This is a genomic window from Pyrinomonas sp. (assembly GCF_040289685.1).
Taxonomy (GTDB): Bacteria; Acidobacteriota; Blastocatellia; order Pyrinomonadales; family Pyrinomonadaceae; genus Pyrinomonas.
The window spans coordinates 1-13,441 of sequence record NZ_PSLQ01000082.1 but is presented as its reverse complement, the minus strand read 5'-3'; the positions used below and the strand labels follow the sequence as shown (position 1 = coordinate 13,441).

At 61.6% G+C, this 13,441-nt stretch carries 10 protein-coding genes; 1 reads left to right on the top strand and 9 read right to left on the bottom strand.

The genetic code is table 11. The features are described from left to right. Positions 1-579: 579 nt before the first annotated feature. The 9 genes from C4334_RS13475 to C4334_RS13435 form a co-directional block, all read right to left on the bottom strand. Positions 580-1,491 carry an MBL fold metallo-hydrolase gene (locus C4334_RS13475; RefSeq protein WP_352432609.1) on the bottom strand — a complete coding sequence of 304 codons (912 nt, stop codon included), beginning with the start codon at positions 1,489-1,491 and terminating at the stop codon, positions 580-582. 169 nt (positions 1,492-1,660) lie between these two features. After that, entirely contained in the window at positions 1,661-3,010 is a 1,350-nt protein-coding gene (locus C4334_RS13470; RefSeq protein WP_502943448.1) for a (Fe-S)-binding protein, read from the bottom strand. Between the two features lie 170 nt (positions 3,011-3,180). Then, positions 3,181-4,413 (bottom strand): FAD-binding oxidoreductase, encoded by a 1,233-nt coding sequence (locus C4334_RS13465; RefSeq protein ID WP_352432608.1) that lies wholly within the window; start codon positions 4,411-4,413, stop codon positions 3,181-3,183. A 135-nt stretch (positions 4,414-4,548) separates the two neighbouring features. Further along, complete coding sequence (locus C4334_RS13460; RefSeq protein ID WP_352432610.1) at positions 4,549-5,946, bottom strand: FAD-linked oxidase C-terminal domain-containing protein; 1,398 nt, start codon at positions 5,944-5,946, stop codon at positions 4,549-4,551. Positions 5,947-5,996: 50 nt separating this feature from the next. Then, entirely contained in the window at positions 5,997-7,574 is a 1,578-nt protein-coding gene (gene aceB, locus C4334_RS13455; RefSeq protein WP_352432607.1) for a malate synthase A, read from the bottom strand. Between the two features lie 742 nt (positions 7,575-8,316). Beyond that, positions 8,317-9,690, bottom strand: coding sequence for a sigma-54-dependent transcriptional regulator (locus tag C4334_RS13450; protein ID WP_352432606.1), 1,374 nt, complete (start codon positions 9,688-9,690; stop codon positions 8,317-8,319). 187 nt (positions 9,691-9,877) lie between these two features. Continuing rightward, complete coding sequence (locus C4334_RS13445) at positions 9,878-10,042, bottom strand: hypothetical protein (RefSeq protein ID WP_352432605.1); 165 nt, start codon at positions 10,040-10,042, stop codon at positions 9,878-9,880. Beyond that, positions 10,039-11,538, bottom strand: coding sequence for a sensor histidine kinase (locus C4334_RS13440; RefSeq protein WP_352432604.1), 1,500 nt, complete (start codon positions 11,536-11,538; stop codon positions 10,039-10,041). The genes C4334_RS13445 and C4334_RS13440 overlap by 4 nt, the downstream gene beginning before the upstream one ends. A gap of 55 nt (positions 11,539-11,593) precedes the next feature. Then, positions 11,594-12,277 carry a hypothetical protein gene (locus C4334_RS13435; protein WP_352432603.1) on the bottom strand — a complete coding sequence of 228 codons (684 nt, stop codon included), beginning with the start codon at positions 12,275-12,277 and terminating at the stop codon, positions 11,594-11,596. Positions 12,278-12,960: 683 nt separating this feature from the next. Here C4334_RS13435 and C4334_RS13430 point away from each other — a divergent pair. Then, complete coding sequence (locus C4334_RS13430; RefSeq protein ID WP_352432602.1) at positions 12,961-13,173, top strand: transposase; 213 nt, start codon at positions 12,961-12,963, stop codon at positions 13,171-13,173. The last annotated feature ends 268 nt before the right edge of the window (positions 13,174-13,441 follow it).

Here is a 13,441-nt window from a genome sequence, read left to right as displayed (position 1 = left end):
ACAACTCGCGTTCTTGATACAAGCTGTTATAGTGATACAACTTGCGATCTTGCGCTTCTCGAGCTTTCTTACCTAAAACTTGAGTGAACGTTGAACTTAAGTGAACGTTCGATTTCAACGCGACAGATCCTCAACATGACAACTCCTTGTTGACTCGTTCGCTCTACTTTTGCATGATGGCAGAACCTCTCAACAACTAAGCTCAAATAGATTTATATCAAGTATTGTGAATTTAGTGCAGCCTTAATTTTGTTGTCCACAATTTCGCGTAAAAGCGGGCTGCCGCGACGTAAAAGCTCTTAGGTAGTTGATTTCGCCTGCACGGCACGGTGCTTTCGAGGCTGAATCGGCCCTCTCCTGACCGTTGCCTTTACCCTTCCTGGACCCCAATACTCGGTCATGTCAAATGCTGGGTTGTTCGCCGAAGACCAGAAAATCAGGCGGGGCGCTCAAGGCTTCCGCGTTGACACGGCTGCTGGATTGTTCGCCGAACAGCATGCCCCGCTTTCTCATCGCTTGCTGCAAGCAAGCTGACACCGCTGCTAGGTTGCTCGCCGAAGGTAGGTCTACCTACCGGACTTATGTGGACGAAAGGTTGAACGCCTCTGGGTGATGCTTGCGCCAGTAGCGGACCAGCCCTTGCAAGTTCATCCACGGCGGATCGGCGAGTTCATACTCGCGTATGCGCTCTTCGTCGAGCCCACACGCGCGCAGCTCTTCCTGCCAGTAGCGCACGAAATCGGCGACCAGCTTTTCGTCGTCTTTACCTGCGCGCAGGGCACCGAGCGTCCAACTGGCCCAAGCGTCAAGCTTCGATTCGAGCCGGTCCAGATGATCGCGCACGTCATCGGCGCGTCCGAAATGTGTCAGGTAGAGGGCGTCAGGCGCAAGCTCGCGCACGCGCTGAAGCGAAGCGCGCCACGCTTCAAGATCGATATCGGGCGGCGGCGTCGGTGGTAACACCGGCCCGCGTCCAATGCGTATGCCGGCGATGTCGCCAGCAAAGAGCAGACCATCGATGACGTAGACGTGGTGATGCGAAGCGTGGCCAGGCGTAGAGATAGCACGAACGCGCGTCCGTCCGAGATGCACATCTTGGCCGTCGTCCAGAACCTTTATACGTTCGGCGGCGATGGGGCGCACCTCGCCCCATAAATTCTCCATCTGCTCACCATAGATGCGCGCCGCCGAGGCGAGCAGCTTGGTCGGGTCGGCAAGATGCGGCGCACCGCGCGGATGGACGTAGATAGTCGCTCCGCTTTCAGCGAACCGCCAAGCGCCGCCCGCATGATCGAGGTGAATATGCGTGACGAAAAGGTGGCGTACATCCTCAGGCGCGTAACCCAACGCGCGAATCGCTGCGACCAAGTTCGCGTAGCTCGACGCTGGGCCAGCTTCGATCAGCACCGGACCGACTTCGGTCGGCACCAAATAGCTGGCGATGACGTGCGCGAGACCGCTGAATCCATGATCGATGGTTTCGACCTTCACGAAGACCGCTCTCCTTTCGCAAGATAGATCGCGCACAGCGGCACGATCGTTCGCAACGCGCTCGCACCTTCGAGAACGCAGCGCGCGATCGAAATTCGCCGCCCGCGAACCGACGGCCATCACGCCCGCTACGAGCCCGTAAGGGGCGAATGACGGACAAGCCGCGCCGTCAACATGCGCGCTCTCTGAAAAGCCCCCCATCTTTTCGCAAGGAAGCGTCCAGCACGTCCGCTAAGTGGACCACCGGCAAACGCTGGCCCAGCGCTTGCAAACTGCTCCCGATTTGAAGGATGCAACCCGGATTGCTCGCAACCACAATTTGCGCGCCGGTCGCAAGCACGTTGCGCGCTTTGCGTTCGCCGAGTCTCTGAGCCGTGTGCGGCTCGACGAGGTTGTAGATGCCCGCTGATCCGCAACAGACAGTGCCTTCGGGGATCTCCGCCAACTCCAGCTCCGGTATCTGCGCAAGCAGCGCGCGCGGCGCGTCCGCGATGCCCTGCGCGTGACGCAGATGGCAGGCGTCGTGATAGGCGACGCGCAAAGGGAGCGCATGGCGCGTGGCGCGCGGTCCGAGTTCGACGAGAAATTCAGATAGGTCACGACATTTAGCGGCAAAACGTTGCGCCCGGTTGGCGTATTCCGGATCGTCGCGCAAAAGCCAAGCGTACTCTTTGACGTTGGAACCGCAGCCAGCAGCATTGACGATGATGGCATCCACCGCGGCGCGCTCGAAAAGATCGATCAGGCGACGCGCGAAGGCGCGCGCTTCCCTCTCCCTTCCGGCGTGCACGAGCAACGCACCGCAACAGCCCTGTTCGACGGGCGCCACCACCTCGCACCCTTCCGCCGCCAGCACGCGCGCCGTCGCCCGATTCGTTTCGCTGAAGAAGATCCGCTGCACGCAACCGAGAAGGAGGCCGACGCGCGCGCGTCGTTGACCCAGTGCTGGCACGACCTCCGCAGTACGTGCGAAAGCATCGCCAAACCGCAGGGGCGGAAGCAGCTCTTCCATGGCGCGCAGCCGCGCAGGCAGCAGACCCATCAGCCCGCTGGCGCGCAACAGCGCGCGCAGTCCGGAAGCGCGATAGAACCAGAGCGGCACGGCCAGCCAACGCAAGCGGCGCGGATACGGGAAAGTTTCGAAGAGCAGTCGGCGGAAGAGTCTGTCCGAAAGCGTTCTTCGGTAGTGGCGTTCGATCTGAGCGCGCGTCGCTTCGATCAACCGATCATAGCGCACGCCCGACGGGCAAGCCGTGATGCACGCCATGCAACCTAGGCACCGATCAAAGTGGGCGACGTAAGCGCTGGACCAACACGCGTGCCCTTCGCATCCGAGCTTCATCAGATAGATGCGCCCGCGCGGGCTGTCCATCTCTTCGCCCCAGAGCTGATAGGTCGGGCAGGCTGGCAAGCAGAACCCGCAATGGACGCACTCATCGATCAGTTCCATGGGCGGCGCACCCTGCGCATCGAAGATGCCGCACGCCACACGGTTTTCGCCGTTGATCTCTTCGTTCATCGTCATCGGGAAACGGCGGTTTAGCCGCTGTGAACGCTCACGAACGCGCTCTTCGCCGCGCGTCACGCGGTCGCCCCCTAAAGGAGAGCGCGCCCGTAAGCAAACGCTCGCTTGCTCGAAGCCGAACTTCGCACGGCGCCCTGTCATCGCGCGAGGATCACGCTTCGATGCTAGATCCCGCCGACGAACCTCCCGGGATTGAGCGTCCGCTGCGGATCGAACTGCTCGCGGAGGCGGCGCATCAGAAAGGACGCATCGCCTGCACTGCCCCACACGTCCACCTGCTTTTTGACTTCTAGCGGCGCGCGAAGCACGACGCATGATGCGCCCGTTGGAGCGAGCGCCGCGCGCAACTCCGCGATCAACGCCGCTGTCGCGTGACCGAAGGCCAACGTGATCAAGCCGAAGGCTTGCGCCACGGCATGCCAGCGCGTTTCGTGCCGTTCGGCAACGCGCGCCGCGCACTCAATCGCGTCGGCCAAACGCGAACGTAGCACGCTCAGCTTGCAAACCAAAGCGTTCGCTTCGTCCCATTGCTCCTCGCGCGCACGCCACACGCCATCATCTTCGCCAGCAACGGTCGCCGACCGGCCTAGCACACGCACGCGCTCCATTTGCGCTCCCACAGCGGCGGGTGGACCTTCGAACCGCACGTCGAGCAGAGCGCCCGATGAACCCGAATCGGCGCGAATCTGCACGCTCGCGGGTGCCAACGTCGAATCGAGGATGGCGAGCGCCAGTTCGTTGGCGCGCGGCAAAGAATCGAGCGCAAGCGAGAGCGTGCGTGTCGCGGACGGCAGCGGGTAGAGGCGAAAGGTCGCTTCGACGATGACGCCGAGCGTGCCGAGCGCGCCCGTCATCAACTTCGGTAGATCGTAACCGGCGACGTTTTTGACGACCTTGCCGCCGCTGCGCGCGATGGTGCCGTCGGCAAGCACGAGGCGCACGCCGAGCAAGTGGTCGCGCACCGATCCGTAACGCAACCGGAGCGCGCCGCTGTCGTTGGTGGCGATAACGCCGCCCACGGTCGCCCGATCGGCAAAGAGCGGATCGAGCGCGAGACGTTGACCGCGCTCGGCAAGTCGGCGTTGCAACGCAGCCACCGTGCAACCCGCCTCCACGGTCGCCGTCATGTCGGCCCATGCATGCTCGATGAGTCGCTCGAGACGCACGGTGGAAAGAATCAGATCAACGGCTCCGGGCCGGTTGCCCCAGTGAAGCTTGGTGCCGCCACCGCGCACCACGACGCGCCGACCGTGACGACTGGCCCAAGCGAGAAAGCGCGCTGTGCCCTCGACATCCTCCGGTTCGACGACGGCGCGCGGTACAAGTCCATCGACCGCGTCGCGCGGACCCGTCGGCAACACGCGCAAGCCCGTCTGTTGGTCCAAGTCAGAATCCATTTTATGTGAATGGCGCGCGTTGTTTCGCCATACCGCGCACGCCCGTTTGCTGGTCCAAGTCAGAATCCACGGCTTTGACCGCTTGTAGTCGCGCTCCCTAGCGCGTCGCCGGTTTCAAGCCGGATTTCCGGCTCGTTAGAAGAACTCGGCGAGACCAGCGCGTTCGAGCGGATGCGGTTCATACGGACCGGTCCGTTCGGCGCACAGACGCGGGCGCGGGAAGATCTTGTCGGGGTTGCTCAACCGGTCCGGATCGAACGCGCAGCGAACGAGCTGCATGGTCTCAAGGTCAGGTTCGGCGAACATGACGTTCATCGCTTCCATCTTCTCCCGCCCGACGCCGTGCTCGCCCGTGATCGAACCGCCCATCGCGACGCACAACCGCAAGATGTCGAACGCTAGACGTTCAGCTCGCTCTTCCTCGCCCGGAATTTTGCGATCGTAGAGGACGAGCGGATGCAGGTTGCCATCGCCCGCGTGAAAGACGTTGGCGACGCGCAGGCCCGCCGCGCGCCCCAAGCGTTCGATCTCACGCAATACCGCCGGCAGCGCCGTGCGCGGGATGACGCCATCTTGCACGATGTAGTTGGGCGAGATGCGCCCCATCGCGGCAAAGGCTGCCTTGCGCCCTTTCCAGAGCAATGCGCGCTCGCTTTCCGATCGGGCGCGACGCACCTGCTGCGCGCCGCACTGCCGACAGATGCGTTCAACTTCCGGCATCAGCTCGGCGACCTCCTCGCTCACGCCGTCGAGTTCGACCAACAACAAGCCGCCGCATCGCGGGTAGCCCGCATGCACGGCCGCTTCAGCCGCTTCGATCGCCAGCGCGTCCATCATTTCGATGGCAGCAGGGAGAATCCCCGCGGCGATGATCTCGGAGACGGCCTGTCCGGCCTCATCCGTGGTGGCGAAGGCGGCGAGCAACGTCTCCACCGCTTCGGGTCGTTTCGTGATGCGGAGCGTGATCTTGGTGGCGATGCCGAGCGTCCCTTCCGCGCCCGTGAAGACACCAACCAGATCGTAACCGACTGGGTCCGGTGCGTCCGCTCCGAGGTGGACCAGCGAACCATCGGGCAGCACAACCTCGAGCGCTAGGACGTGCGTCACCGTAAACCCGTACTTCAAACAGTGTGCGCCGCCGGCGTTCTCAGCGACGTTGCCGCCGATGGTGCAGACCGATTGCGATGAGGGATCGGGGGCGTAGAAGTAGCCATGTGGGGCGACCCGGTCGCTCACCTGCGCGTTGATCACGCCCGGCTCGACCACCACGCGCGCGTTCGGGATGTCGACTTCAAGAATGCGGCTCATGCGCGTCAAGCTGATGACGACGCCTCGTTCGTGCGGCAACGCGCCGCCGCTTAGCCCCGTTCCCGAGCCGCGCGCGACAAACGGGATGCGTTCGCGCGCGCACAAGCGCACGATCTGCTGAACCTGCGCGGCGGATGTCGGCAGCAGCACGGCTTGCGGCACGACGCGAAAGTTGGTCAAGCCATCGCACTCGTACGTGCGCAACTGCTCGGCACCAGTGATCATGCCGTCTGCGCCGACAATTCGCCGAAACTCTTCCGCAATGCGTGCGTCGATCACCGCAGATGATTGTACGCCGGAAGCGTCAGAAACTCTATGAAATCGGCTTCGAGCACCAAGCGGTCGAGGATCGCCGCAGCCTCGCCGTAGCGCTCAGCCTCCAGCTTGCCCAACTCCTCGTCCCGCAAGCGCACGTAGAGCTCCGGCGTGATCGCCGGGCCGTGGGCGCTGCCGACCGGACCGATGTGCGCGCGTCGATGCACCCACTGCCACAGTTGCGCGCGCGCGATCTCAGCCGTCGCCGCATCCTCCATCAGGTTGAAGATCGCCACCGCCCCCGTGCCTTGCAGCCACGCGGCCAAGTACTGCAAAGCGACGCTGATGTTGTTGCGCACGCCCGCTTCGGTGATCGAACCGCCGGGGACCTCGAACCGCAACAGATCATCCGCCGTTACCTCAACCTCTTCACGCAGACGATCCTTTTGATGTGGACGGTCGCCGAGCACGCGGTCGAAAACTTCGGTCGCCACCGGCACGAGATCGGGATGGGCCACCCACGTCCCATCGAAGCCATCGCCCGCTTCGCGCTCTTTGTCTTCGCGCACGCGGGCGAGCGCCGTTGCGTTCACTTCCGGATCGCGCCGACTCGGAATGAAAGCGGCCATGCCGCCGATGGCGTGCGCGCCGCGCCGATGGCACGTCCGGACCAGCAGTTCCGTATAGGCGCGCATGAAGGGCACGGTCATGGTCACTTGCGCGCGGTCGGGCAGGATCAGATCCGTGCGATGTCGGTTCTTTTTGATCACGCTGAAGATGTAATCCCATCGCCCGGCGTTCAATCCGGCCGCATGCTCGCGTAGTTCGTAGAGGATCTCGTCCATCTCGAAAGCGGCGAGAATGGTTTCAATCAGGACGGTCGCTTTGATCGTCCCGCGCGCCAGACCGAAACGGTCCTCGGCGAAATCGAAGACTTCGTTCCACAGCCGCGCTTCGCGGTGGCTTTCGAGCTTCGGCAGGTAGAAATAGGGCCCAGTGCCGCGCGCCAAAAGTTCGCGCGCGTTGTGGAAGAAGTAGAGGCCGAAATCGGCCAAGCTCGCCGAGATGTATTGCCCATCGACGACGATGTGCTTTTCGACCAAGTGCCATCCGCGCGGGCGCACGACGAGCGTCGCCGTTTTGTCGTTGAGTTTGTACAGCCGCCCTTCGGGACTGGTGAACTGAATGGTCCGGCGCACAGCTTCGATCAAGTTCTGTTGCCCGTAAACGATGTTCTCCCACGTTGGCGACAGAGCGTCTTCGAAGTCGGCCATGAAGATGCGCGCGCCCGAATTGAGCGCGTTGATCATCATCTTGCGTTCGACCGGACCGGTGATCTCCACGCGTCGATCCTGTAGGTCATCCGGAATGGGCGCAACCTTCCACTCCGCACGCCGGATCTCAGCCGTCTCCGCGAGAAAATCTGGTCGCTCGCCAGCTATCAAACGAGCCTGTCGCTCGGCGCGCAGGCGCAATAACTCCAAGCGCGTCGGATTGAACCGACGATGTAGTTCCACCAAAAACTCGAGCGCCTCGGCTGTGAAAACCTGCTCGTCAGCCGCGGTGCGTTCGCCGATCACTTGAATTCGCGGGTTCATCTCTTTCCTCCGAACAAAACGTTGCGATGAAATTCAACGCCGACGCTCGAATCGCTCAGCAAGTCGTGCGCCTCCCTTGGCGCGCCGCGTCTGGAGAACGAACGGGAGGCGAACTTCGTCCGACAACTACTTCGTCTCTTGGGCCCGGACATGCCTCTTCGGGCAGAAAGCCCGCACTTGGCGAACTCGACCGACAACGGTCTCGTCCCTTGGGCCTCACCAGCGCGACCTTGATCGGACTTCCGTGGCAAAGCTTCTTCGCTTCTTCTCCGATATGCATGGCACAGGAGATCGAGCGCGATGTTGATCGGACTTCGTTCCGACGCCGACAGAGCTTCGGCGCTCGCGTTCAGATAGAACTTCGACTAGATAGAACTTCGACTGAACCGCTGTTCCCTGACGCATGTGCCAACGGGCCTCGATCCTTCGCCACCCGTCGCTCGGCAGCGAAGACGCTGCCAGAGCGATCCGGCTTTTTCGTTCTCGCAGAGTGACGCCATTATTCCACGCTTTGCCGCTCAAGGTCTACCTGCAAAAGTCATGGCGCCGATGCCTTGCGTCGAAAGGCTCTCGCGCTCACGCCTTCGCTTTCAAGCCCTTGTAAACTTCGATTCAAGGCCGACCGCGGCGAAGATCAGCGCGAAAGCGCGCCTTGCGTACCGAGCCTCGATTCGTCGTGCGCTGGACCGAGCTGTCGCCGGAGGCGACGCGGCGAAAGCGTTCGGCCCCTACCGAGCTTGAGTCAACGTTCAGGCGCGATCCCATGTTCGGCGAGCTTGTCGTAAAGCAAGCGCCGACTGATCCCGAGGCGACGCGCCGCTTCGGAACGGTTGCCGGCTGATTCGCGCAGCGCGCGTTCGATCAAAAACTTCTCCAAAGCGGCGATGGCCTCTTTGAAGGGAAGGCACAGAAGGCTGTCGAGCGTCTCGGCAGACGCGGCCTCTTTCCGCTCGGCGAGATGCTCCGGCAAGATGACTGGCGCCATGCCGCTTGCAACTGCGGCGCGCTCGATGAGGTTCTCCAGTTCACGGACGTTGCCCGGAAAATCCATGTTCATCAACGCGCGCAGCGCATCGTCGGAGAGAGTTTTGTTCGGCAGGCGGTTCTTGCGCACGGCGCGGTCGAGAAAGAGTTCAGCCAGTTGCGGCACGTCTGCGAGCCGCTCGCGCAATGGCGGCAGTTGTATCTCGCAAACGTTCAGCCGATAGAAAAGGTCCTCGCGAAAACGTCCGGCCTCGATCTCCACGCGCAGGTTGCGATGCGTAGCCGCGATCACGCGCACGTCTATGGTGATCGGCGTCGTGCTGCCGACGCGCTCTACCTTTCGTTCCTGCAAGACGCGCAGCAACCGAACCTGCGCGTTCGGCGGCATTTCGCCGATCTCGTCGAGAAAGAGCGTTCCGCCTTGCGCCGCTTCAAACCGTCCGCGCCTTGTAGCGACCGCGCCAGTGAACGCCCCGCGTTCGTGACCGAACAGCTCCGCTTCGATCAACGTATCGGGCAGTGCGCCGCAGTTGACCGCGACGAATGGCTGATCAGCCCGTGCCGAATGAGCGTGAATGGCGCGCGCGACCACCTCCTTGCCTGTGCCCGATTCGCCCGTGATCAAAACGGTAGCATCGGTGGCCGCCACGCGCCCGATCTGCTTGAAGACCTCACGCATACGTTGGCTCGTACCGACCAACTTCGGGGCGCACTCATCCGCTGCGCCGCTCGCCCGCTCGCGACTGCGACTCTGCCGATTCGCCTCGCTTTGTCGCACGGCGCGTCGCAACACGCGCCCGATCTCTTCGATGTCGAGCGGTTTGACGAGAAAATCAAACGCCCCAAGACGCATCGCTTCGATCGTCCGATCGCTTTCGCCAAATGCGCTGACGACGATCACCGGCGCATCGGTCAGCTCCTCTTCGCGGATCTTGGCGAGCACGCGCAATCCATCCACGCGCGGCATACGCAGATCGAGGAGAATGCACGCGAAATCATCTTCGCCGATCTTGCGCAACGCTTCCGCACCGTCGGCTGCTTGCGCAGCCCTATACCCTTCCGCCTCCACAAACTCGGCCAACGATTCGCGCAGATTCTTTTCATCATCCACGATGAGGATCCTTCCGCTCATCGTCCAACCTCCCACTCACCGATGGGCTTACTGATAGCCCATCGCACAATACGTTGCAAGACGCTCGTCGGCAACCCACCGACCGGATGTCGGCACTCCGAGTGCCATCGCACAACATGTTGCAAGACCGCCCGTCAGCGACCTCATAGTTTGGCTCATCGCTCGTCTTCTCGTTGAGTGTGTAAAACTAGTCGCTCATCAAGCCTTTGAGAAAGCGTGCGCCGAGTCCATCGCTCGCCCGAACGAGCAACCGCATGCCGAGACCGACCGGGCGAAAACGCCCGCTAAGACCGAAGCTCGCCCCCATGGATGAGGCGTAGGTCCAGTCGCCCGTCTCACCCTTTCGATTCAATCCGACCGAGGAGGCTTCGGCAGTTCGATGACGAAAGCCGTTGATCCTCCCGCTTCATCCAAGAAGATCCGTCCGCCGTGCGCTTCGACGATCTCGCGCGTGATCGCCAGTCCTAATCCCGTTCCCTTCTCTTTCGTGGTGAAGAACGGCTCGAAGATCTTCTCGCGCGCTTCCGGCGCGATTCCCGGTCCGGTATCGGCGACGGCAACGCGCACATGCTTGCTATCGGCCACGACGCTCACGCGCAGCACACCGCCTTCGGCCATCGCTTCGAGCCCGTTCAAAAGCAAGTTGTCGAGCGCTTGCGCCAACTTTGCGCTGTCGGCTTCGATCACCGTTTCGGCTTCGGGCGCCCTTTCAATGACGACTTCGACGCCGCCGCGAGCGCAACGGTCAGCGATGAGCGCGAGGCGTTCCGACGCCAACGAGCTGATCGCGCAGCGGCTCAGTTCGAGGCAAGGCGGACGGCTGAGATCCAAAAGTTTCTGGACCAGCGCGTCGAGCCGCTCGATCTCTTCGAGCAGCACGACGAAGGTGCGCTCAAGCTTGTCGCGAGCGAACTCGCCGCGACTCGCCAACTGAACCTTGAGTTTCATTGAAGCCAACGGGTTGCGCACCTCGTGCGCAATGCCTGCGGCGACTCTTCCCAAGGAAGCGAGCCGTTCGCTTCGGGCAAGCGAACGTTCCAACTCGGCTTCGCGCCGCCGTTTGGCTTCAAGATCGGCGGCGAGCTTGTTGATCGCCCGACTGACCGCGCCCAGCTCCGCCGATGTCGGCGGCTCGATGCGCGCTCCGAGATCGCGCGCGATCTCGTCCAAACCTTGCTCCAACCGACGCATGCCGCACTGCCACTCACGCCAAGTCGAGAAAGAAAAGAGCGCCAGCCCGGCGGCAAGAACCAACGAAACCGCTTGCATCAACAAGCTCGTCGGATCAGCAAAAAGACTCGCGCGCGGAAGAGGCCGAAAGGCGAAGACGCCTGCCGCCGACGAAGTTCTCTCTTCATCCTCTGCGAGCGGTTGAAAGGCGACGGCAAACCTTTCGCCTCCGAACTCAGCTTCCGCTACTTGCAAGCCTTGCGACGCAACCGCCTGACGGCAAGCCCAATCGCTCGCCTGCCTTTCGCGCGGTGAAAGGGCCGCGCTCTTCGTGTCAGCAGAGACGGCCGTCAGCAACGCGCCTTCCGCACGACACAAACCGCCGCTCGTCTCCGGCATTCGATGTAGCGCACGCGCGACGGCGCGCGTCGGCTCGTCAGCGAAACGCGCGCGGATCTCCCTTTCGTGCGGCGGCAGCGGGCGCCCTGCAGGACGCGGTTTTTCGCCGCCTGTCGCTTCGCGCGCGATCTCGCGCGCCGCTTGCGCAACCGATTGCTCGACCTGTCGTACGGCGAAAAGATAACTCGTTTGCAGCGCACGCCACGCTGAGGCGAACGCGATCGACGATGAAATGAACGAAACTGCCGTCAGGACGAGCAGTTTCGTTCGCAGACTCATGCGGTTGAATTTCCAAGCCATTGAACAAAGTCGCCAAAGGCCGTTATGAATCCCGCTACCGATCGAAACTAAAGGTCCGCTGACCGATCGTCAACCGCGCAGGTTCAACGCGCACGCCGAAATCGCTCTTCATCGCCCGCCCCTCGACAATAACAGGCGTCTGCGCATCGAGCGTTACCCCAGCATCGGCGACAGCGCGCGGCAATGCTACTTGCGTTCCATCGCTCAGGATCAACCCACGCGCCTGCCCGTGTCCATCAACGAGCACGAGCTTGATCGTGCCTTGAGCCGTCGCTTTCTCTTCAAGCGCGCTCCCTTCAGGCAATATCATCCCCGCGCCGGGAACTGGCGGGGGCACCGGTCCATGTTTTGGCCCTTTAGGTCGCTGTGGTCCAGAAGGAACGATCTCCACCCTCTGATCGGCGACTTGCAAGGTCGTAGCGCGAACTTCGCGTCCATAACCGGATCTGGTTCCGGCCCGTCCGGTCGCCGTCAAGCGGTCACCGACCTTGACGCGCGATGAGACGAATTCGCCCGTCTGGGCGCCGAAACGAACCTGATCGCCGTTGTCCAGCGCAACGCCCTCGACGCGCCCCGCCGGATCGAGAATGAAAGCGACGATCTGCCCTTGCGTGGTCGTCGCCTGTTGCCACAAGCGCTGTGCGCCCCAAGCGAGCAGCACGCCAAAACCGAAGACGATCAGAAAGGCGATCGCGTATTTGCTCTTCGAAAGAATCATCTTCTCCTCCTCGAAAATCGATTCGAGCTGATTGCTCGACGCTTGCCATCAGCAACAAACTCTATGCCACCTCGTCGAAGAAGTTAAAAATCAACGTCCACGCAAGAATGAGGACGAGCGAAGCGTGATCAAAGCTCACACGCGCATGTGAACTTTGATTACGCTTCGGTTGCACAATGTCCCCGCTCGAACCCGAAATCCTCTGCACGCCGTTGGCTGACTCGCTCGATCTACGACACTGGCGTCGGCATGCTGACCCAACACCTCGCACTGCACGGCGTTGACCGACCTGTTCGATCCACTGCTCTCACTTGCGTCCAAGAGCTTGGTTGCATCACCGCGGCGAAAAAGCCCGGCGCGCTCACGACGCATCGCAGAAACAGCTCTACATCATTGGTTTTCGTGAGGAATGGAGAGCGACACTGTAAAAGATGGCGCTGGTCAGATCATCTGACCCAACAGCATGAAAGTTCCTTGAAAGTCGCGCGTAGAAGAAAAGCTGCGGATCGAAATCGACGCTCCACGCGGCTTGCTGCCGAGGTCGCTTCGAGAGGACTTCCGTAGCCGAGAACTGCGATCTTGCAGGACCAAACGAGGTCCAATGGCTACGGGTGACGCCCAGCTTTTGAGAACGCATCGAATCGCTCTCGCCTCAAACGAAATCATACCTGCATGGGCGCAGTATGAAACGGCACAACGTCGTTGGCCGTCTGCCAGCTAATCCCCTAGGTCATGCCGGTATTCTCTATGTGCTGCGCACAGGCTGCCAATGGAATGGCGCCACTGCGCAAGACGTGGCATGCGATCGATACTTTCGGCGCTGGCGCTGTGCCGGTGTCTTCAAAAAGATATGGATAAGGCGCACTCGTGGGGCAATCGCTTTCGGCGGCTCTTGATTCGGCGGGGAAGAAGGCGAGCAACTATCCTTCACAATTACATTTTGCATGTGCGACCAGATGTTAGAGAAAACGTGTAGGGTTATGGATAGTCTCTTAGGTTCTTAATGTTTCGCAGCTAAATTCAATTCGGGATCGCCCTCTTAACATTGACCGGATAATATGGCCTTCAACTCGACTTTGACACCTCGTTCCTTGAAAACCCTTGAAATATTTCTTGGGCACACGGGGGCCGCGTACCACTACACTACCCGGCGGGGGTCGTGGC